The sequence below is a fragment of the Methylobacterium gregans genome, assembly GCF_022179245.1.
Taxonomy (GTDB): domain Bacteria; phylum Pseudomonadota; class Alphaproteobacteria; order Rhizobiales; family Beijerinckiaceae; genus Methylobacterium; species Methylobacterium gregans.
This window is the reverse complement of sequence record NZ_BPQM01000007.1, coordinates 18,476-38,923: the sequence shown is the minus strand read 5'-3', so window position 1 is coordinate 38,923 and position 20,448 is coordinate 18,476. Positions and strand designations below refer to the sequence as shown.

The window sequence follows — 20,448 nt, the reverse complement described above, 5'->3', positions numbered from 1 at the left end:
ACCCGCGGGCAGGCCCCGGGTTGCCGGCTCCTCAGGCTTTGTCGTTGCCTTTCAGGCGCTTGTTGCACTTGCTCCAGTATTGCGGCCATTTGGGTCCCTGCGCGGCCTTCTGCGCGTCGGTGAGCGCGCGCCACTCGGTCCCGCACTGCTTCTGCCGGGCCCGCGCCGCGCTCTGGCCGGCGCTCGGCTCCTTCGCGGGCTTGGCGGCCTCGCTGGTCTCCTTGGGCGCCTCCCGCGCCAGGGCCGGTGCGGATACGAGAAGGGGCAGGGCGAGCGCCGCGCCGGCGAGAAGGCGGTGGAGCATCGGGACAGGTCCGGTCGTTCGAGCCGCGGGTGATCCGCGGCGGGCGCTGGGATTTCAGACCCATCCGATCGCCAGGACAAGGGTCCGGCCGCGTTCGTCCCCGTCATTCCCTGACGGATGCGGGGACCCGTCTCACCGGCCCGCGGTCGACCGCGCTTGAGCGCAGCGGAGGATCCGGGCTAGCTAGGCCGTTGCGGACGGTGCCACCACCGGCCGGCACGCCGGACTTCACATCGGATCTTGCGGACGCGCGCGTCGTCCTTAACCTCACAGGCTCGCCCGGCGTCCGCCGCCCGGCGAGAACGAGCCGGAGCCCCGACCCATGGCCGTCGCCCAGGGCAAGCCCATCGACCTCCATACCTGGAGTACGCCGAACGGCTGGAAGATCCCGATCATGCTGGAGGAGTGCGGGCTGCCCTACCGCGTGATCCCGGTGAACATCGGCAAGGGCGAGCAGATGGCGCCCGAGTTCCTGAAGATCTCGCCCAACAACAAGATCCCGGCCATCGTGGACCCGGACGGGCCGGGGGCTCAGCCGATCACGATCTTCGAGTCAGGCGCCATCCTGCAATATCTCGGGCGCAAGACCGGCTGCCTCTACCCGACGGACGAGCGGGCGCGGGTGGCGGTCGATCAGTGGCTGTTCTGGCAGGTCGGCGGCTTCGGGCCGATGCTCGGGCAGACCCACCATTTCAAGATCTACGCACCGGAGAAGATCCCCTACGCGATCGACCGGTTCGAGGCCGAGGCGCGGCGTCTCTACGGCGTGCTCGACGGACAGCTCGCGGAACGGGACTACATCGCGGGCGACTACTCCATCGCCGACATCGCCACGCTCACCTGGGCGAAGTTCCACGGCAAGCAGGGCATCGACCTCACGGGCTTCGCGAACGTGCGCCGCTGGCTCGACACGGTTCTGGCCCGTCCCGCCGTGCAGCGCGGGCTGGCCGCGATCTGACGCGACCGCCCGAGCCCACGGGCCTACTCGGCCCTGGGGGCCTTCGGCGCGGCGGGCTTGGCGGGCTTCGGCGCCTCCGGCGGTGTGATCGCGGCCTGCTGGTTCACGTCCGGCACCCGCGTCCAGGTCTGCGAGCCGCAGAGGATCTTGAGCAGGCAACCCGAGACCGAGAGCTCCTGGGCGCTCTCGCGCTCCAGGCTGACCTGATAGGTCTTGCCCTCCTCGATGTTGTAGAGCTCCCCCGAGAACTTCTCCTCGTCGGGCTTCAGGCCCTCGATGAGCTGCAGGCCGATCACCGGCCGGGCGCGCTTCTTCGGGTCGGGGTTCTTCAGATCGGTGCGTGGGGTGCCCGCATCGGTGTTCGGCACCTTCAGCCACACGACCTTGCCGCAGACGAGGCTCTGGCCGGGACCGCAGCGGTCGATGCGGATCTTGGCGCGGCCGTCGCCGGTCAGCCAGGTGCCGCTGGGATCCTTCGGCGCCTCCGCGGAGGCGGAGCCGAGGCCGGCGAGCAGGAGGGCAGCGGAGCCGAGGGCGAGGCGCATGCGGAAGTCTCCGAGGCTGGGCGCGCGGGGCGCGCCGTGGGCGGGCGGAACGTCTGCAAGCGACTACGCCGTCGCAATCGGGCGATTTTTCGGCCCTGTTGCAGCGAAGCCATGGCCGCGCTTGCGCGACAGGAGGGCGGCACGCGGGTTGAGAGGGCAGGGGTGGGCCGCTATAAGCCCGGCGGCGCAACGGCTTTTCGCCCGACGGACAAGCCGCCGAACCTCTTCCTCGAAAAATACGGACACCGCCAGCATGGCCACCGAGCGCACCTTCTCCATCCTGAAGCCCGATGCCACGCGGCGCAACCTGACCGGCGCCGTCAACGCGGTGATCGAGAAGGCGGGTCTCCGCATCGTCGGCCAGCGCCGCATCCAGATGAGCCGCCAGCAGGCGGAAAAGTTCTACGAGATCCACAAGGAGCGCCCCTTCTTCGGCGAGCTCGTGGAGTTCATGACCTCCGGTCCGGTCGTGGTGCAGGTGCTCGAGGGCGAGAACGCCGTCGCCAAGTACCGTGAGGTGATGGGCGCCACCAACCCGGCCCAGGCCGCCGAGGGCACCATCCGCAAGCTCTTCGCCGAGTCGGTCGGCGAGAACACCGTGCACGGCTCGGACAGCGCCGAGAACGCCAAGGCCGAGATCGCCCAGTTCTTCCAGGACGGCGACATCGTCGGCTGAACCGCACGCCGCGCACCGCTCAGGATCAGGCCGCCGGGTTACACCGGCGGCCTCTCTTTTTTCGGGCCGGGCGCGGCCGGTCCGAATGCCGGGCGGTGTGGCGGTGCGGCCATTGACGGCGAGTCCGGCGGGGCGTCCAAGGACACGGTCAAGCTTCACCGTCCCCGGACTGTCTCCATGATCCGCCGCCTGTCCCTCACGCTCGCCGCCGGCCTCCTGGCGCTCGGCGCCACCGCGGCCCTCGCCGGCGGCTCCTCGGCGCCCTTCGAGCAGTACCAGCCCGATCCGGCGCTGCGCACCGCGCCGAAGGCCAACCTCGAGGCCCGCGTTCGCCGCGCCTGCGCGGTCGTCCAGGCCCGGATGACCAGCGCCTCCGAGTCTTCGCTCGAGCGCCCCTGCGGCTGCTACGCCAGCCGCACCATGCGCAGCCTCGACGACGCCGAGATCGAGTCCTACCGCACCACCGGCTACTTCAACGACTCGGCCCGCGCCAAGGCGCTCGGCGCGCTCGACGCCTGCAAGCTGCAGCGGCCGGTCTGAGCTGAGATCGGGGCCAAGGGATCAGGCCAAGGGATCGGGGCTCTGCCCCGATACCCCGCCGAAGGGCCTGAAGGCCCTTCGGGATCCCCCTACAGGCTGAGAAGGGCGCCGTCCGCCTGGGCGGTCTCGTCCGTGAAGACCACGCGGTCGCCGTCCAGCCGGGCATGGCCGCCCGCCACCAGGGCGAGCGCCGCCGGGTAGAGCCGGTGCTCCTGCACGATCACCCGGGCCGCGAGGCTGTCGGCGTCGTCGCCAGCCCGCACCGGCACCGCCGCCTGGGCGACGATCGGGCCGGCATCGAGTTCCGGCACCACGTAGTGCACCGTGCAGCCGTGCAGCCGCACGCCGGCCTCCAGCGCCCGCTCGTGCGTGTGCGTGCCCTTGAACAAGGGCAGCAGCGAGGGATGGATGTTGAGCATCCGGCCCGCCCAGCCCTCGACGAAGCCGGGGGTGAAGATCCGCATGAAGCCGGCGAGACACACCAGCTCGATCCCGGCGGCGCGCAGTTCCGCGTCGAGCGCCGCGTCGAAGCTCACGCGGTCCGGATAGGCCGTGTGGTCCACCGCCTTCACGGCGATGCCGGCCTCCGCCGCGCGGGCGAGGCCGGCGGCGTCCGGCCGGTTCGACAGCACGAGCACGATCTCGGCCGGGAAGTCGCGCGCGCGCGCCGCCTCGATCAGCGAGACCATGTTCGAGCCGCGGCCCGAGATCAGGATCGCGACGCGGGTCTTGGCCACCGTGCTCACAGCGCGAGCCGACCCTCGAAGGTGACGGGCTCCGCGCCCCGCGGGGTGATCCGCCCGAGCCGGACCGGCGCCTCGCCGGCCTCGGTCAGGGCGGCGATCACCGCGTCCGCCTTGGCGGGATCGATCACCACGGCCATGCCGATGCCGCAGTTGAAGGTGCGCAGCATCTCGGCCTCGGCGACGCCGCCCTCGCGGGCGAGCCAGCCGAAGACCGCGGGCGCCTTCACGGCGTCGAGATCGACCGCGATGCCGACATCGTCCGGCAGCACGCGGGGCAGGTTGTCGGGGAAGCCGCCGCCCGTGATGTGGGCGAGAGCCTTGATGCCGTCGGTCGCCTTCAAAGCGGCGAGCAGCGGCTTCACGTAGATCCGGGTCGGCTCTAGGAGTGCCTCGCCGAGCGAGCGCCCCGTCTCGAAGGGGGCGGGGGCGTCCCAGGCCAGACCCGTGCGGGCCACGATGCGGCGCACCAGCGAGAAGCCGTTCGAGTGCACGCCCGAGGAGGGCAGGCCCAGCACGAGGTCGCCCGCCGCGATGCCCGGCTTCGGCAGCAGCGTGCCGCGCTCGGCCGCGCCCACCGCGAAGCCCGCGAGGTCGTAGTCCTGGCCGCCGTAGAGGCCCGGCATCTCGGCGGTCTCACCGCCGATCAGCGCGCAGCCCGCCTGTCGGCAGCCCTCGGCGATGCCGCGCACGATGTCGGCGCCGACGCCCGGCACGAGCTTGCCGGTGGCGTAGTAGTCGAGGAAGAACAGGGGCTCGGCGCCCTGCACCACGAGGTCGTTCACGCACATCGCCACGAGGTCGATGCCGATCGTGGCGTGGCGGTTCGTCTCGATCGCGATCTTCACCTTGGTGCCGACGCCGTCATTGGCCGCCACCAGGATCGGGTCCTTGAAGCCCGCAGCCTTCAGGTCGAACAGGCCGCCGAAGCCGCCGATCTCCGCATCCGCGCCCGGCCGGCGCGTGGCGCGCACCAGCGGCTTGATCGCATCGACCAACGCGTTGCCCGCGTCGATGTCGACGCCGGCTTGCGCGTAGGTCAGCCCATTCTCGTTCTCGGCCGTCATCGGCGCCCGTATCCTCGTCTCGGTCAGGGGCTCTTTAGCCCAAAGCGCCGCGCCGTCGAACCCGCGGGGTCCAAGAATTCCGCGGCATCCACCTCCACGCGGTCGGTACGGGGCGCAGCCTTGACCGTGCGGGACCGCGTTCCCACTCTCCGACCGGGCAGGAAGGGGGAGGGCCGGCGATGCGCGCACGGGCAGTGATCGGGCTGGCGGCGCTCGTGGCCTTGAGCCTGCTGATCTACCTCCTGCGCGACGTGATGCTGCCCTTCGTGGCCGGCATCGCCCTGGCCTACCTGCTCGACCCGCTCGCCGACCGGCTGGAGCGGCTCGGCCTCGGGCGCCTCGCCGCGAGCCTCCTCATCCTGGCGCTCTTCGTCGTGGGGCTGGTGGTGAGCCTGCTCCTCCTCGTGCCGCTCGTCGCCAACCAGATCGCCGCGCTGATCGCGAGCCTGCCCCAGATGGTAGCCCGGCTGCAGGCGATCCTGGCCGAGCGCGCCGGCCCGCTCCTCCAGCGCCTCGGCGGGGCGGACGCGATCAACGAGCTGCAATCCTCCGTCGGCACGCTCGCGAGCCAGGGCGTGACCTGGCTCCTCGCCTTCCTGAAATCCCTCTGGAGCGGCAGTCAGGCGCTGATCTCGATCGCCTCGCTCCTCGTGGTGACGCCGGTCGTGGCCTTCTACATCTTGGTCGACTGGGACCGCATGGTCGCGTCGATCGACGGCTGGGTGCCGCCCCGCCACCGCACCACCGTGCGGGGCCTCGCCGCCCAGATCGACCGGGCCATCATCGGCTTCGTGCGCGGCCAGACGCTCGTCTGCCTGATCCTCGGCACCTTCTACGCGGTCGGGCTCTGGCTGGTCGGGCTGAATTTCGGGGTGCTGATCGGCCTGATCTCGGGCTTCCTCACCTTCATCCCGTATGTCGGCACGCTCACCGGCTTCCTGCTCTCGGTCGGCGTCGCGCTGGTGCAGTTCTGGCCGGGCTCGGACTGGCTGCATATCGGGCTCACCATCGGGGTGTTCTTGGTGGGCCAGTTCCTGGAGGGCAACATCATCTCGCCCAAGCTCGTCGGCGACTCGGTCGGCCTGCACCCGGTCTGGCTGATGTTCGCACTGCTCGCCTTCGGCTCGCTCTTCGGCTTCCTCGGCCTGCTGCTGGCCGTGCCGGTCGCCGCCTCCATCGGCGTGCTGGTGCGCTTCGCCCTGCGGCAATACCTGCAGAGCCGGCTCTACCACGCCGAGGCGCCGGTGCTCATCGAGGTCGGGCGCCGGGAACCGTGAGGCACGCCATCGCCGTCCGTCCAGGTGTATAAGCGGTCCCATGCGCGACACCGCACCGCCCCGTCAGCTCACCTTCGACCTGCCGCTCGATCCCCGTTACGGCCGGGAGGACTTCCTGGTCGGCCCAGCCAACGAGGCGGCCTACGCCCTGATCGAGGCCTGGCCGGACTGGCCCGATACCGTGCTGCTGCTCACCGGTCCGGCAGGCAGCGGCAAGAGCCATCTCGCCTCGATCTGGGCGACGCGCGCCCACGCCTGGACCGTGCCGGCCGCCGGGATCGGCCGGGCGGATGTCGGCCACCTCGTCTCGAACGGCGCCCTGGTGATCGAGGACGTCGACCGCGCGGAGCGCGCCGACGAGGCCGCCCTGTTCCACCTCCTCAACCTCGCCCGCGAGCGCCGGGCGCCGGTCCTGATGACGAGCGGGCAGCCGATCGAGGCCATCGGCCTCGCCACCGCGGACCTGCGCTCGCGCCTGCGTCTGGCGCCCTCGGCGGCGATCCTCGCCCCGGACGACGCGCTCCTGCGGGCGGTGATCGTCAAACTCTTCGTGGACCGCCAGCTCGTGGTCGATCTCGGGGTGATCGACGCGCTGGCACTGCGCCTCGACCGCTCGCTCGGCCGCGCCCGCGAGGTGGTGGCGGAACTCGACCGCGACGCCCTGGGCCGCGGGCGCCGCATCACCAAGCCGCTGGCGCTCGCCGTGCTGGAGCGCATGGGCGGCGGCGAGGACGTCTCGGAAGACGTGTCGGAGGATTAGCGGCGCGTTCCGCTCGATCCTGGGAGCGCGCTTGCCGCCATCGACACAACGTCAAGGATCGCGGAAGCCCGTGGGCAGGCCGTCGATGCTGACCGCGTTCTTCTCGGCCCGGTAGGCGCGCAGCCCCTCCTCACCCTTGGCCTCGGCCCAGCGGTCGAGAACGGACCGCTCGCCGACATGGTCGAAGAGCGGCACCGCGAAGCCGCAGCTCGTCTGTACGAGATCGATATCGAGACAGACGATCTGGCGGGCCCCGGGCGGTTCTGCGCCCCCGTATAAGCGATCGAGAAAAGCCGCGTAGGCAGGCGTTCCCCGCAACGCGATGCGACCCTTTCCGTAGAGGCGCAGGATCATCGGGGTGCCGTCGAACGCGCACAGCATGAGGGTCAGCGCACCGTCGGCCTTCACGTGGGCAGCCGTTTCGCTGCCGCTCCCAGTTAGATCCAGATACGCGACCTCGTTGGGGCCGAGCACGTGAAGATGATCGGTCGAGCGCGGCGAGATATTGACCCGCGAACCCGACGCCGCGGAGCCGGTAAAGAATATCTTTTGCGACGCTATAAAATTCTTGAGCGTGTCGCCGATCTCCCGAAACTGCTTTGCCATCAGAACCTCACAGGCGCATCTAACCCCGAGGATGGATCGGCGGGATTGCAGAACCCAGATACTTCGGTCGCGTCGTTTTGAGAAGGAGGCGACCGCGACCGACACGGTGTCGCGTTCTGCCCTGGACAGGGTCCATGGGCCGCCGTCGGAGCTTTCTTCGGAAGCGGCTGGGACGGTGACGTCCACTCAAAGCGTTCGCCAATCGGAAGCGGATTGGCGCGCGCCCCTCGGCATCCATCCGAAGGGACGGGCGAACCGCGGTCCGATCAGGACCACGGCGCAAAGCCGTCATCGAACCGTCATGCGACTGTGCCGATTCCCTGCTAGAGGGCGCGGCGCCGCAGAGTTGGAGGACACGTGTTGCCGGAGATGGAGCCGAGAGTCGGAACTCGCGAGAACGAGCAGGCGCACGAGGAGACGGGGGCCGAGCGGCCGGCCGCCCCGCGCCGGGCAGCGCCGTCCCGGCGCGCGACCGCGGCACGCCCTGTCCCGGCCGAGGCCACGCCCGCGACCGCCGAGAGCGGCGACGAGTGGCCGGTCGCCAGCGACATCTCCGAGGCCCCGACCCATGTCGGGGAGCCGGCCCGCGAAACGGTGCTGGAAGCCGGCCGCACGCTCCGCCACTCGCCCGAGCGCTTTGTGAACCGCGAGCTCTCCTGGCTGCAGTTCAACCGCCGGGTGCTAGAGGAGGCCTCCAACACCGGCCACCCGCTCTTGGAGCAGCTGCGCTTCCTCTCGATCTCGGCCAACAACCTCGACGAATTCTTCATGGTCCGCGTCGCCGGTCTGCACGATCAGGTCCGGGCCGGGCTGACGCTGCCCTCGCAGGACGGCCTCACCCCGTCTGAGCAGCTCGCCCGGATCTCGGCCGAGGTCTCGCGGCTGGCCGAGGACCAGCAGACCCGCTGGCGGGAGCTGCGGGCGGAGCTGCTCGGTGTCGACATCGCGCTCGTCGAGCCTGGCGATCTGATCGCCCAGCACAAGGCCTTCCTGGAGGAGTACTTCCTCAACCACGTCCTGCCGGTGCTGACGCCGCTCGCCATCGACCCGGCGCATCCCTTCCCGTTCATCCCGAATCTCGGCTCGACCATCGCCCTGATGCTGGTGCGGCCGAAGGACGGGCGGACGCTGCGCGCGCTGATCCGCATGCCGGGCGTGCTCGACCGCTTCGTGCGCCTGCCCGCCGTCGAGGGCGATCCGGCCGTCCGCTTCATCGCGATTGAGCAGGTGATCGTGATGTTCACCGGCCGGCTCTTCCCCGGCTACCACGTCCGGGGCCAGGGCGCCTTCCGGGTGGTGCGCGACTCCGATCTGGAGATCGAGGAGGAGGCCGAGGACCTCGTCCTGCACTTCGAGACCGCGCTCAAGCAGCGCCGTCGCGGCGTCGTGATCCGGCTCGAGGTCGAGGCCGGGATGCCGGAGGACCTGCGCAGTTTCGTCGCCGACGAGCTGGAGATCTCGCCCGACGCGATCTTCCTCGTCGAGGGGATGCTGGCGCTCAACGAACTCTCGCAGATCGTCTCGATCGACCGGCCCGACCTGAAGTTCAAACCCTACAACCCGCGCTTTCCCGAGCGCATCCGGGAATCGGGCGGCGACGTCTTCGCGGCGATCCGGCAGAAGGATTTCTGCGTCCACCACCCCTACGAATCCTTCGACTCGGTGGTGCAGTTCCTGGCCCAGGCCGCCCGCGACCCGAACGTGGTCGCGATCAAGCAGACTCTCTACCGCACGTCCTCGAACTCGCCGATCGTGGCCGCGCTCGCGGAAGCCGCCGAAGCCGGCAAGTCGGTGACGGCGCTCGTCGAGCTGAAGGCCCGCTTCGACGAGGAGGCCAACATCCGCTGGGCCCGCAACCTCGAGAAGGCCGGCGCCCAGGTTGTCTTCGGCTTCGTCGAGCTGAAGACGCACGCCAAGCTCTCGATGGTGGTGCGCCGCGAGGGCGAGCGCCTCGTCACCTACTGCCACATCGGCACGGGCAACTATCATCCGATCACGGCGCGCATCTACACCGACCTCTCGTTCTTCACGGCCGACCCCGCCATCGCCCGGGACGTTTCCCGCATCTTCAACTTCATCACGGGCTACGCCGAGCCGGCCGAACTCGAGCGCATGGCGGTCTCGCCGCTGACGCTGAAGCCGCGGCTGCTCGAGCACATCGAGGCCGAGATCGCCCACGCCAAGGCCGGGCGCCCGGCCGCGATCTGGATCAAGTGCAACTCGCTGGTGGACGGGCAGATCATCGACGCACTCTACGACGCCTCGGAGGCCGGGGTGCAGATCGACTGCGTGGTGCGGGGCATCTGCTGCCTGCGACCCGGCGTGCCGGGGCTCTCCGAGACGATCCGGGTCAAGTCGATCGTCGGGCGCTTCCTGGAGCACGGGCGCATCTACGCCTTCGGGAACGGCGTCGGGCTGCCCCACCCGAAGGCGACCGTCTACATCTCGTCGGCCGACCTGATGAGCCGCAATCTCGACCGCCGGGTCGAGGCGCTCCTGCCGATCACCAACCCGACCGTGCACCAGCAGGTGCTCGACCAGATCATGCTGGCGAACCTTCTCGACAACCGGCAGAGTTGGCGGGTTCTGGCCTCGGGCGCCAGCGAGCGGGTCCAGCCCGCCGAAGGCGAGGAGCCGTTCAACGCCCACAAGTACTTCATGACGAACCCGAGCCTCTCGGGCCGCGGCAAAGCCTCGAAGAAGTCGAGCCCGCGGGCGCTGAGCCGGCGGGCACGGGGGTAGCTCCCGCGCTCTCCCTCCCCCCTCCGCGGGGGAGGGAGAATGCGGGAAGAACCTAATCCACCCAGCCGCGCAGCTCGCGCCGCACCACGTGCTCGATGACCTCCATGCCGAGATCGCCGTCGTTCAGGCAGGGGATGTAGGCGAACTTCTGGCCGCCGTTCTCCTCGAAATAGTGGCGGTTCTCGCCGTCGAGCTCCTCTAGCGTCTCCAGGCAGTCGGCGGTGAAGCCCGGCGCCACGATCGCCATGCGCTTCACGCCGGACTTGGCGAGCGCCTGCACGGTCTCGTCGGTGTAGGGCTTCAGCCACTCCTCGTTGCCGAAGCGCGACTGGAAGGTCGTGCGCATCTTGTCCGGCCCGTAGCCCAGGGCCTCGCGGATCAGGCGGCCCGTCTTCACGCACTGGCAATGGTAGGGGTCGCCCTTGAGCAGATAGCTCTTCGGCACGCCGTGGAACGAGGTGAGGATCACCTCCGGCTCGAAATCGAGCTTGGCCAGCCCCTCGCGGATCGAGCGGGCGACCGCGTCGATATAGACCGGGTCGTCATGGTAGGGGGGCGAGACCCGGACCGTCGGCTGCCAGCGCATCTGCATCAGGGCCTTGAAAGCCTGATCGCAGGCGGTCGCCGAGGTCGCGGCGGCGTATTGCGGATAGAGCGGCACCAGCAGGATGCGGTCACAGCCCTGGTCGAGCAGCGCCTGGATGCGCAATGACACCTCCGGCTTGCCGTAGCGCATCGCCCAATCGACCACGACCGAGTCGCCGAGCGCCGCCTGAAGCCGGTCGCGCTGGCCGCGGGTAATCGTCTTGAGCGGGCCCTCGTCGAGCTCCTTGTTCCAGACGCTTGCGTAGTCGCGGCCCTTCGGACCCGGGCGCTTCGACAGAATCACGAGGTTGAGGAGCGGCCACCAGATCAGCCGCGGCACCTCGATGACGCGGCGGTCCGAGAGGAACTCCTTCAGGTAGCGGCGCATCGGCCAGTAGGTCGTGCCCTCGGGCGTGCCGAGATTCATCAGCAGCACGCCGACCCGGCCCCAGCGCACGGGTGGATGCTCGGCGGGCAGCGTGCCGGCACTGACGGAGGCCTGCGGCGCCAGGGGCTGGCGGGCCGCCAGCGTTGCGGGTTCGACGCGTTCGTTCATCACCTGAGCTTTCCGGTCCGCGGCGGCGCCCCGCCCGGCGCGCTTGGGGCTGCCGGGGGCGGGACTTCTGACGACGCCGCGATTGTCTCGACGGGCTTATCTATCTAGAGCACGAAGCGGGTTTGCGAAGATCGGACACAGGGCGCGACATGCCGTCTCCCCGCTACTTCCTCAGGCACTTCGTGCCGTTCACCGGCTACCCCTATACGGGCGCGCCCGCGGCGTGCAATCTGTGCGGATGCGCGGATTCCGTGGTGGTGGCCGAGAGCGACCGGCGCCTCAAGGTGCTGCGCTCGATCAGTTGCACCCAGTGCGGTCTGATCCGCACTGATCCGATGCCGACGCCCGCGGAACTGGCCGAGTACTACGCCACCGCCTACCGGGCGGATTACCAGCTCGCCTTCGCGGGCGGCCCACCGCCCCACCACGTCAAGCGCTCTGGCCGCGAGGCCGCCTTCCGGGCCGACCTCCTGGCGCCGAAGCTCGTGCCGGGCGCCCGGCTCCTCGATTTCGGCTCGGGCTCGGGCGAGTTCCTGGCCGCGGCCCGGGCCAAGGGCTGCGACGTGATCGGCGTCGAGCCGGGGCGCGACTACGCCGCCTTCGCCCGCAAGACCTACGGCGTCGAGGTTCTGGACGAGGCGGACGACGCGACCTTCGCACCCGGCAGCTTCGACGTGATCAGCACTCACCACGTGCTGGAGCACCTGCGCGATCCGGCCGAGGTGATGGAGCGCCTCGCCCGCTGGCTGAAGCCGGACGGACGGCTCTACGCCGCGGTGCCCAACATGGCCGCCACCGGCAAGCCGCCGCATGAGCGCTTCCACTTCGCCCACGTGCACGGCTACGTGCGCGAGACCTTCGACCTGCTCGCCCGCCGCGCGGGACTCGTGCCCGACGAGGCCTACTGGCGCGAGGACACCACGGTCGTCTACCGCAAGACCGACGCGCCGGCAGGCCGGCTCGCGGTGCCGGGTCTGGCGCAGCGCCTCGCGGCGGATCTGCGCCCGATGGCGCCGGGCGCCTATCTCGCCTCCGGCGCCTGGATCTGGCCGATGGTCCGCCGCAACGCCAAGGCGGTCCGCGACACGTTCAGCCGGTGAGGGGTCGTCCGGCACGTCATCGGCGCGTCGGAGCGGCGCGCTAGGCGAGGGGTCATGCGCGAACCGAGCCGCCGCCAGACCTTCGGACTCGGACTCGGCGCCGGACTTGGCGCCGGGCTCGGCACCGCCCTGCCGGCCGCCGCGGCCGAGGCGCCGGCCGATCGCCCGACCCTCACCCTACTCCTCGTCAACGACATCTACCTGATGGGCGAGGTCGAGGGCCGCGGCGGCTTCGCGCGGCTCAACGCGGTGGTGAAGGCCGAGCGGGCGCGCGGCGTGCCGGTCCTCTACGCGCATGCCGGCGACACGCTCTCGCCCTCCCTGATGTCGGGCTTCGACCGGGGCGCGCACATCATGGCGCTGCTGGCCCTCGCCCCGCCCGACGTGTTCGTACCGGGCAACCACGAGTTCGATTTCGGGCCGGCGGTGTTCCAGGAGCGGATCCACGACGCGGCGTTCCGGACGCTCGCGGCGAACCTCCGCGACGGCGAGGGGAAGCCTCTGCCGGACGTCGCGGACCGCTTCGTCACCGATCTCGGCGGCGTGCGGGTCGGCGTCACCGGCATCGCGCTGAGGAGCACGCCCGAGAAGTCGCAGAGCGGCACGCTCCGCTTCGGTCCGGAGGCGGAGACGCTCGCCGAGCAGGCGCGGCTGCTGCGCGCGGAGGGCGCCGAGATCGTCGTGGCGGTTGTCCACACCGATCGGGCGACCGACATGGCGATGCTGGCAGCGGGCCACGCCGACATCATCCTGTCGGGCCACGACCACGACCTGTTCCTGCGCTACGACGGCCAGCGCGTGCTCGCCGAATCGAGCGTTGACGCGCATTTCGTCACCGCGATCGACCTGCGCTGCACCCACGAGGGGGAGGGGGCCGAGCGGCGGCTGCGCTGGCGCCCGAGCTTCCGCATCCACGACACGCGGGACGTCGCGCCCGATCCCGAGACGCTGGCGCTGGTGCGCGGCTTCGAGGCCGACCTCTCGCGCGAGCTCGACGTGGCCGTAGGGCGGACCGGCCTGCCCCTCGACAGTCGGGTCGCCAGCGTGCGCGCCCGGGAGGCGAGCTTCGGCGACCTCGTGGCCGACGCGCTGCGGGCCTCGACCGGCGCCGAGGTCGCGCTGATGAACGGCGGCGGTATCCGCGGCAACCGGCTCTACCCGGCCGGCACGGAGCTCACCCGGCGCGACATCCTGCAGGAACTGCCCTTCGGCAACACGGTCGTGCTGGTCGCGATCACGGGCGCCGCCCTGCTGGCGCTCCTCGAGAACGGGCTCGCCGATTACGGTCGGCCGGCGGGCCGCCTCGTGCAGGTCTCCGGCCTCGTGGTGCGGCTCGATCCGGAACGGCCGCCGGGCTCGCGCGTCCTCTCCGTCTCGGTCGACGGCGCGCCGCTCGATCCAGCGCGGATCTATACGGTGGCAGCGAACAACTTCCTCTACGACGGCGGCAACGGCTACGGGGCGCTCCGCGCCGGGCGCACCCTGATTGGGACCACCGACGGCAAGCTCGTGGCAAACGAAGTGATCACGTATCTCCGCCGCAACAGCCCCATCGCGATCCGCGCGGGCGAGCGCTTGGTGGTAGCACAATGAGCCAGACGCCCGTCGCCGACGCACTGGCCGCCTTCCGCGCATCCGGCTCGCCCTGGACCGCGCTGCCCTTCTTCCGGGAGGGCGCGGCCGAGGCGGTCGCGGCGCGGGTCGATGCCCGCATCGCGGAGGGCGCGCGGGTTCTGCCGGAGCCGCGCAACATCTTCGCCGCGCTCGCGCTCACCCCGCCGGAGGCCGTGAAGGTGGTGATCCTCGGCCAGGATCCCTACCCGACCCCGGGCGACGCCAACGGGCTCGCCTTCTCGTATGTCGGCGCGGGGCGGCTGCCGGCCTCCCTGAAGGTGATCCTGGCCGAGGTCGATCCCGCGAAACCCCGCTCCGGCGACCTGACGCCCTGGGCGCGGCAGGGCGTGCTGCTCCTCAACAGCGCGCTGACCGTCGAGGCCGGCAAGGCCGGGGCGCATCTGCGCTACGGCTGGGCCCGGCTCACCGACGAGGCGGTGGAGGCGGTCTCGGCCAGGCCAGAGCCTGCCGTCTTCCTGCTCTGGGGCGCCCAGGCCCGCGCCCGCGCGGCGCTGATCGATCGGAACCGCCACGCCGTCATCGAGAGTGGGCATCCGTCGCCGCTGAACCGGGCGCGGGACTTCCCCGGCTCGAAGCCTTTCGAGACGGCGAACGCGTGGCTGGAGGCGCGGGGGCTCGCGCCGATCAATTGGCGGCTGGGCTGAGCGAACTATTTCCCAACCCGGCCGGCAACAGGTTTCTTAAATCGCACTTCGGTCGGCTCAGCGCGCATCCCTCCCCCTTCTGCGGGGGAGGGAGAGCGCGCGGGGACGGCACCCGTTGCGTCCATGCATTCCGGCCTCGACCGAGCCCGGCGCCCGTCAGGCCTTGCGCGCCACCGTGAAGCGGGCCGCGTCGCGCAGAACCTGCGCCCGGTCGCCCCAGCGCGCCACCGCCTCGTCGCAGACGCCGACCAGCCGGTCGCACTCGGCCCGCGCGCCGTCGAGGCCGAGACGGTCGACGAGCGTCGCCTTGCCGGCATCCTTGTCCTTGCCGGTTGCCTTGCCCATCGCCTCGGGCGAGGCCTCGCGGTCGAGGATGTCGTCGGCGATCTGGAAGGCCTGGCCGAGCGCCACGCCGTAGCGGAGGAGTGCCGCGCGCTCGTCGGCGCTCGCCCCGCCCACGATGGCGCCGGCCTCGACCGAGAAGGCCAGGATCGCGCCGGTCTTCATCGCCTGCATGCGCAGGGTGTCGTCCACGTCGAGGGACACGGTGCCGAAGCGGCCCTCCGCCGAGAGGTCGAGGAGCTGGCCGCCCACCATGCCGCCGAGGCCCGAGGCCTTGGCGAGGCCGAGCACGAGGTCGGCGCGCACGCGGGCGTCCGCCTGCCATTGCGGGTCGGCGGTGATCTCGAAGGCCAGCGTCTGGAGCGCGTCGCCGACCAGGATCGCGGTCGCCTCGTCGTAGGCCTTGTGCACAGTCGGCTTGCCGCGGCGCATGTCGTCGTTGTCCATCGCCGGCATGTCGTCGTGGACGAGGGAGTAGCAGTGCACGAGCTCGACGCCCGCGCCCGCCGCCATGGCCCCGGCCTCGGGGCCGCCGAGCATGCGGGCGGTCTCGATCGTCAGGAACGGGCGCAGGCGCTTGCCGCCGCCGAGCACCGCGTGGCGCATCGCCTCCATCAGCCGCGGGGGCCGCGCGATCTCGCCGGGGCGGACCTCGCCGTCGAGAAGATCCACCATGAAGCGCTCGACCTCGCCCGCCACCGTGGCAAGCTTGTGGGTAAACACGTCCGGGGTCGCGGCCAGCTTGACCGATTCGGGGATCGCCTGCGTTGAGGAGGGGAACGAGGTCATGGTCACGGGGCCTTGGGGAGGATGAGACGCAGCGCTGTGCGGGCGGAGGAGACCAGAGTCGAGGCCCGCCCGCCGGCGGCGATTGCGGAGGAGCAGCCGCTGCGACGCCGTTCGGGCATCTCTGAGCGCAGGGCCGGTCCCGGGCGCCTGCGCCGGCTCGTCGGGCTGGTCCTGCTCGTCCCGGCCATCGGGCTCGTCCTCGTGCTCGCGCTGGGGCTCGTCTATAGCGCGGTGACGCCGCCCTCAACCCTGATGCTCGGCCGTTGGCTGACGCTGCAGCCGGTAGCCCGCGAGGCCGTGCCGCTCTCAGGGATCTCGCCGAACCTCGTCCAGGCGGTGCTCACCTCCGAGGACCAGCGCTTCTGCCTGCATCACGGCGTCGATCTCGGCGCGCTCCGCGACGTGGTCGAGGACGAGGACGGCCCGAGCCGCGGCGCCTCCACCATCGCGATGCAGACGGTGAAGAACGTCTTCCTCTGGCCGGGGCGCTCCTACATCCGCAAGGCCCTGGAGATTCCGCTCGCGGCGGCCTTCGACGCGCTCTGGGGCAAGCGGCGCATGCTGGAGATCTACCTCAACGTCGCCGAGTGGGGCGACGGGATCTACGGCGCGCAGGCCGCGTCGCGGCACTGGTTCGGCAAGGATGCCCGCAACCTGACGCGCCAGGAGGCGGCCCTGCTCGCCGCCGCGCTGCCGAACCCGATCCAGCGCAGCGCCGGCAAGCCCTCGCGAAGCGTCCGGGCCATCGCGGCCCGGATCCAGGCCCGCATGGGACAGGTCGAGGGACTGATGGGCTGCGTGCGTGGGTGAGCCTCCGCGGGGCGCGACAGGGCCGGGAAATCGGGTATGGAGGCTCGAGCCGAGGAGAACCCGATGCCCGAGACCGAGATCACCCTGGAGCGGATCGCCTTGATCCGCCGCCTCGTGGTGGCCTGGAACCCGGAGGCGCACGGCGCGCCGATGATCCACCCGGACGCGCCCTACGGCAGCACCGACCGGGACGGCGACATCGCCAACGTCACGGGCGACGACGAGGGGGCGGAGGAGGAGCACCGCGCGGTCGGCGCCGCGCTCGCGGCCTTCGTGCGGCACGCGACCCTGAAGCCCGGCCGCTTCACCTACCACAACCCATTGGTGAAGCTCGATCCCGCCCGCACCGGCGACGTTTTCCGCGACGCGGGCGGCGACGCGCCGGAGCAGATCACCTTCGACGTCGAGGCGGCGCATCTCGCGCTGATCCCGCACCTCGCGGTCCTCTGGGACGAGGCGCAGGGCGTTCCGCGGGTCGACCCGGCGGCGCCCTACGGGGATGCGGATCTCGGGGGCTCGATGGCCCGGATCCTGGGGGGTGCGGCAGAGGACCCGGCCCGCCTGCACCACGCGATGCAGCCGGCCCTGCAGATCTTCCTGCGCTACGCCGACATCGCGCCGGGGGATTACGCGTAGCACGCGGCCCCTGTGCCCGGCATGCGGCTGCCGATCTCGCAAGACAGCCGATTGCCGCTCACGCCGTTATCCCGGGACCGCTCAGCGGAGCCCGGGATCCATGAACACCGAAGCAGCAGATCCTGAGACTGCGGTGGGCATGGATTCCGGGCTCGCCTTCGGCGCCCCGGAATGACGGCGCGGTTGTCGCCGAGGGGCCGACCAGGACGATCGAGACCGTCCCGGCCGACCGCCGCGTGCCTCAGCTCTCGCGCTTCTTCCGCTGGGCCAGGGTGCGCAGCCGCAGGGCGTTGAGCTTGATGAAGCCCGCCGCGTCCCGGTGATCGTAGGCGACCGCGCCCTCCTCGAAGGTGACGAGGTCCTGGTCGTAGAGCGAGTTCGGGCTTGTCCGGCCAATCACGTGCACGCCGCCCTTGTAGAGCTTCAGCCGCACCGTGCCGGTTACCTTCTCCTGGCTCTTGTCGATGAGGGCCTGGAGCATCTCGCGCTCGGGGCTGAACCAGAAGCCGTTGTAGATCAGCTCCGCGTATTGCGGCATCAGCTGGTCCTTGAGGTGCGCGGCGCCGCGGTCGAGCGTGATCGACTCGATGGCGCGGTGGGCCGGCAGCAGGATGGTGCCGCCGGGCGTCTCGTACATGCCGCGGCTCTTCATGCCGACGAAGCGGTTCTCGACGAGGTCGAGGCGGCCGATGCCGTTGGCGCGGCCGAGCTCATTTAGCTTGGCGAGCAGGCTCGCGGGCGAGAGTTTCTCACCGTCGATCGAGACTGCGTCGCCCCGCTCGAAGCCGATGGTGATCACCGTCGGCTGGTCCGGCGCCTCCTCCGGCGAGAGGGTGCGCGAGTAGACATAGTCGGGCACCTCGACGGCCGGATCCTCCAGCACCTTGCCCTCGGAGGAGGCGTGCAGGAGGTTGGCGTCGACCGAGAACGGGCTCTCGCCGCGCTTGTCCTTCGCGATCGGGATCTGGTGCTGCTCGGCAAACGCGATCAGCTGCTCACGCGAGCGGAGATCCCACTCGCGCCAGGGGGCGATGACGGTGACATCGGGCTTCAGCGCGTAGTAGCCGAGTTCGAACCGGACCTGGTCGTTGCCCTTGCCGGTGGCGCCGTGGCAGACCGCGTCGGCCCCGACTTTCTCGGCGATCTCGATCTGCTTCTTGGCGATCAACGGACGGGCGATCGAGGTGCCGAGGAGGTAGACGCCCTCGTAGACGGCATTCGCGCGGAACATCGGGAAGACGTAGTCGCGGACGAACTCCTCGCGCAGATCCTCGATGTAGATGTTCTCGGGCCGGATGCCGAGGAGCTCAGCCTTCCTGCGGGCCGGCTCCAGCTCCTCGCCCTGGCCGAGATCGGCCGTGAAGGTGACGACCTCGCAGCCGTAGGTGGTCTGCAGCCACTTCAGGATGATCGAGGTGTCGAGGCCGCCGGAATAGGCCAGCACGACCTTCTTCACGGGCTTCTGGTCGGGAGCGGACATCGTGGGGTTCCGGAGCAGGAGGGCAGGGGTCGCGGGCGGCTTATCGCGCGCACCATCGGGCTGCAACCGGCGTGCCGGCCGGGGCGTTCGACCTGCAACGCTGCCGCCCCATCTCAGGGTTGAAGCGCCGCACTGCTGCGGGACCGCGACGGCTCGGCGCTTGCTTTGATGTTCCTCCGTTCGGAGACGCGTTCCCCATGGCCCGCCAGCCGACCATCGAGTTCTGGTACGAGTTCGCCTCGACCTACTCCTATCTCGCCGCCATGCGCATCGAGGCGGCGGCGCGCGAGGCGGGGGTCGCGGTGCGCTGGCGCCCCTTCCTGCTCGGGCCGATCTTCGCCGCGCAGGGCTGGACCACCTCGCCCTTCAACCTGTTCCCGGCCAAGGGCCGCAACATGTGGCGCGACCTCCAGCGCGAGGCCGCCCGCCTCGGACTGCCCGCCGTGACGCGCCCCGATCCGTTCCCGCAGAACAGCCTCTCGGCGACCCGCGCGGCGATCCTCGGCCAGGGCGAGGCGTGGCTGGTCCCCTTCACGCAGGCCGTCTACCGGGCGAGCTTCGCGGAAGGGCGCTCGATCGCCGAGCCGGCGGCGGTGATCGCGATCCTCGATTCGCTGGGACTCGACGGTACCCAGCTCCTGAAGGCCGCGAGCGCCGAGGCCAACAAGACTCGCCTGCGCGTCGCGGGCGAGGAGGCGCGCTCGCGCGGCATCTACGGCGCGCCGAGCTTCCTCACCGAGGACGGAGAGCTGTTCTGGGGCAACGACCGGCTGGAGCAGGCGCTGGCCTGGGCGATCGGCGATCGGCCGCCGGGGGTGCGCTGACGGCCCAGGTTCTGCCGGGAAGCTTCTCTATCTCCGGGTGGCGCCGCCAGAAGCGCGGCGCCCGGAGAGACGGAAAACGACCCGATGCCCCTGACACGCCGCCGCCTCCTCGCGGTCTCCGCCGGCGCAATCCTCGCGCCTGTCGCCGGGCTCGCCCAGTCCTACGGCCAGCGCGTCGCGGTCGAGAACGACGAGGGCAAGGCCATTGCGAACGCGATCCTGCCGGGCGAGATCACCGGCCAGATCCCGGCTCTGCGCGGCGTCACCTATGCGGGGCCGAAGGAGGCCGAGACCGCGCTCTACGAGTTCTTCGACTTCAATTGCCCCTGGTGCCGGAAGGCCGCCGCCGACGTCGTCTCGCTCCAGGGCAGCGACGCGGCCCTGCGGATCGGGCTCGTGCACAACCCGATCCTGTCGCCGCAATCGGCCCAAGCCGCCAAGGTGATGCTCGCGGTCCAGCGCCGCCTCGGCTCGGCCGCCGCCTGGGACCTCTACCGCGCGCTGCTCGGACGGCCCGGCCGGATCGACGGCCCGGCGGCGCTCGCGGTCGCGGGTGGCCTCGGCGTGCCGGCCGCCGAGATCGAGGCGGTCGCCGACAGCGAGGAGGTTCGGCTGGCCCTGAAGAGCCACATGCGCATGGCCGCCGATCTCGGCCTCTACGCCACGCCCTCCTACGTCCTCGGAAACGCCGGAGTCCTTGGCCATCCCGGTGCCCGCTCGCTGGCACGGATGATCGCCAGCACACGGCGCTGCGACAAGCTCGCCTGCTGAACCGGGCTCGCGCGCCAAGTCAGCCTCTGGAAAGGATCGGCGCTCATCCTGCGGATGC

21 protein-coding genes are annotated in these 20,448 nt (G+C 70.8%); 13 read left to right on the top strand and 8 right to left on the bottom strand.

From position 1 onward, the window contains the following. Positions 1-31: 31 nt before the first annotated feature. Positions 32-304, bottom strand: coding sequence for a hypothetical protein (locus MFF54_RS01800; RefSeq protein WP_238300814.1), 273 nt, complete (start codon positions 302-304; stop codon positions 32-34). Between the two features lie 322 nt (positions 305-626). Between MFF54_RS01800 and MFF54_RS01795 the strand changes: the two genes are divergently transcribed. Next, positions 627-1,262, top strand: a complete 636-nt coding sequence (locus MFF54_RS01795) for a glutathione S-transferase family protein (protein ID WP_238300813.1) — start codon at positions 627-629, stop codon at positions 1,260-1,262. Between the two features lie 23 nt (positions 1,263-1,285). On the opposite strand, the gene MFF54_RS01790 is transcribed toward MFF54_RS01795, so the two are convergent. Next, positions 1,286-1,807: a DUF2147 domain-containing protein gene (locus MFF54_RS01790; protein ID WP_238300811.1), complete on the bottom strand. Its 522-nt coding sequence runs from the start codon at positions 1,805-1,807 to the stop codon at positions 1,286-1,288. 253 nt (positions 1,808-2,060) lie between these two features. Between MFF54_RS01790 and ndk the strand changes: the two genes are divergently transcribed. After that, positions 2,061-2,483, top strand: coding sequence for a nucleoside-diphosphate kinase (ndk, locus tag MFF54_RS01785; RefSeq protein WP_238300809.1), 423 nt, complete (start codon positions 2,061-2,063; stop codon positions 2,481-2,483). A 177-nt stretch (positions 2,484-2,660) separates the two neighbouring features. Then, positions 2,661-3,023, top strand: coding sequence for a hypothetical protein (locus tag MFF54_RS01780; protein WP_238300807.1), 363 nt, complete (start codon positions 2,661-2,663; stop codon positions 3,021-3,023). An 89-nt stretch (positions 3,024-3,112) separates the two neighbouring features. Here MFF54_RS01780 and purN read toward each other — a convergent pair whose 3' ends face one another. Both purN and purM read right to left on the bottom strand, forming a co-directional pair. Beyond that, positions 3,113-3,769, bottom strand: a complete 657-nt coding sequence (purN, locus tag MFF54_RS01775; RefSeq protein WP_283206238.1) for a phosphoribosylglycinamide formyltransferase — start codon at positions 3,767-3,769, stop codon at positions 3,113-3,115. After that, the gene (gene purM / locus MFF54_RS01770; protein ID WP_238300805.1) at positions 3,766-4,833 is read right to left on the bottom strand and encodes a phosphoribosylformylglycinamidine cyclo-ligase; all 1,068 of its coding nucleotides are present in this window, start codon (positions 4,831-4,833) and stop codon (positions 3,766-3,768) included. Before purM ends, purN begins: the two co-directional genes overlap by 4 nt. Before the next feature lie 179 nt (positions 4,834-5,012). Between purM and MFF54_RS01765 the strand changes: the two genes are divergently transcribed. Next, positions 5,013-6,110 (top strand): AI-2E family transporter, encoded by a 1,098-nt coding sequence (locus tag MFF54_RS01765; protein WP_238300804.1) that lies wholly within the window; start codon positions 5,013-5,015, stop codon positions 6,108-6,110. 40 nt (positions 6,111-6,150) lie between these two features. Continuing rightward, the gene (locus MFF54_RS01760; protein WP_238300802.1) at positions 6,151-6,870 is read left to right on the top strand and encodes a P-loop NTPase family protein; all 720 of its coding nucleotides are present in this window, start codon (positions 6,151-6,153) and stop codon (positions 6,868-6,870) included. 51 nt (positions 6,871-6,921) lie between these two features. Here MFF54_RS01760 and MFF54_RS01755 read toward each other — a convergent pair whose 3' ends face one another. Further along, the gene (locus MFF54_RS01755; protein ID WP_306423942.1) at positions 6,922-7,662 is read right to left on the bottom strand and encodes a pyridoxamine 5'-phosphate oxidase family protein; all 741 of its coding nucleotides are present in this window, start codon (positions 7,660-7,662) and stop codon (positions 6,922-6,924) included. A 183-nt stretch (positions 7,663-7,845) separates the two neighbouring features. Between MFF54_RS01755 and MFF54_RS01750 the strand changes: the two genes are divergently transcribed. After that, positions 7,846-10,218, top strand: coding sequence for an RNA degradosome polyphosphate kinase (locus MFF54_RS01750; RefSeq protein WP_238300800.1), 2,373 nt, complete (start codon positions 7,846-7,848; stop codon positions 10,216-10,218). A gap of 52 nt (positions 10,219-10,270) precedes the next feature. Here the strand turns inward: MFF54_RS01750 and hemH are convergent, their stop codons facing one another. Next, complete coding sequence (gene hemH / locus MFF54_RS01745; protein WP_238300798.1) at positions 10,271-11,359, bottom strand: ferrochelatase; 1,089 nt, start codon at positions 11,357-11,359, stop codon at positions 10,271-10,273. Between the two features lie 149 nt (positions 11,360-11,508). Here hemH and MFF54_RS01740 point away from each other — a divergent pair, with 149 nt between their 5' ends. Genes MFF54_RS01740 through MFF54_RS01730 form a run of 3 tightly spaced genes read left to right on the top strand, consistent with a single transcriptional unit; the run spans position 11,509 to position 14,738 of the window. After that, positions 11,509-12,459 (top strand): class I SAM-dependent methyltransferase, encoded by a 951-nt coding sequence (locus MFF54_RS01740; RefSeq protein ID WP_238300796.1) that lies wholly within the window; start codon positions 11,509-11,511, stop codon positions 12,457-12,459. Between the two features lie 54 nt (positions 12,460-12,513). Then, positions 12,514-14,052, top strand: coding sequence for a bifunctional metallophosphatase/5'-nucleotidase (locus MFF54_RS01735; RefSeq protein ID WP_238300794.1), 1,539 nt, complete (start codon positions 12,514-12,516; stop codon positions 14,050-14,052). Continuing rightward, positions 14,049-14,738 (top strand): uracil-DNA glycosylase, encoded by a 690-nt coding sequence (locus MFF54_RS01730; protein WP_238300793.1) that lies wholly within the window; start codon positions 14,049-14,051, stop codon positions 14,736-14,738. Before MFF54_RS01735 ends, MFF54_RS01730 begins: the two co-directional genes overlap by 4 nt. A 156-nt stretch (positions 14,739-14,894) precedes the next feature. Here the strand turns inward: MFF54_RS01730 and MFF54_RS01725 are convergent, their stop codons facing one another. Continuing rightward, positions 14,895-15,869, bottom strand: a complete 975-nt coding sequence (locus tag MFF54_RS01725; RefSeq protein WP_238300791.1) for a polyprenyl synthetase family protein — start codon at positions 15,867-15,869, stop codon at positions 14,895-14,897. 21 nt (positions 15,870-15,890) lie between these two features. On the opposite strand from MFF54_RS01725, the gene mtgA reads away from it, so the two are divergent. Both mtgA and MFF54_RS01715 read left to right on the top strand, forming a co-directional pair. Next, complete coding sequence (gene mtgA / locus MFF54_RS01720) at positions 15,891-16,679, top strand: monofunctional biosynthetic peptidoglycan transglycosylase (RefSeq protein WP_238300789.1); 789 nt, start codon at positions 15,891-15,893, stop codon at positions 16,677-16,679. 63 nt (positions 16,680-16,742) lie between these two features. Next, on the top strand, positions 16,743-17,315 hold the full coding sequence (locus tag MFF54_RS01715) for a hypothetical protein (protein ID WP_238300788.1): 573 nt from the start codon (positions 16,743-16,745) through the stop codon (positions 17,313-17,315). A 241-nt stretch (positions 17,316-17,556) separates the two neighbouring features. Here MFF54_RS01715 and MFF54_RS01710 read toward each other — a convergent pair whose 3' ends face one another. Next, complete coding sequence (locus tag MFF54_RS01710; protein WP_238300787.1) at positions 17,557-18,795, bottom strand: argininosuccinate synthase; 1,239 nt, start codon at positions 18,793-18,795, stop codon at positions 17,557-17,559. A 197-nt stretch (positions 18,796-18,992) separates the two neighbouring features. On the opposite strand from MFF54_RS01710, the gene MFF54_RS01705 reads away from it, so the two are divergent. Further along, positions 18,993-19,619 (top strand): 2-hydroxychromene-2-carboxylate isomerase, encoded by a 627-nt coding sequence (locus tag MFF54_RS01705; RefSeq protein ID WP_238300785.1) that lies wholly within the window; start codon positions 18,993-18,995, stop codon positions 19,617-19,619. A gap of 84 nt (positions 19,620-19,703) precedes the next feature. Continuing rightward, the gene (locus tag MFF54_RS01700) at positions 19,704-20,390 is read left to right on the top strand and encodes a DsbA family protein (protein ID WP_238300783.1); all 687 of its coding nucleotides are present in this window, start codon (positions 19,704-19,706) and stop codon (positions 20,388-20,390) included. Positions 20,391-20,448 lie beyond the last annotated feature (58 nt).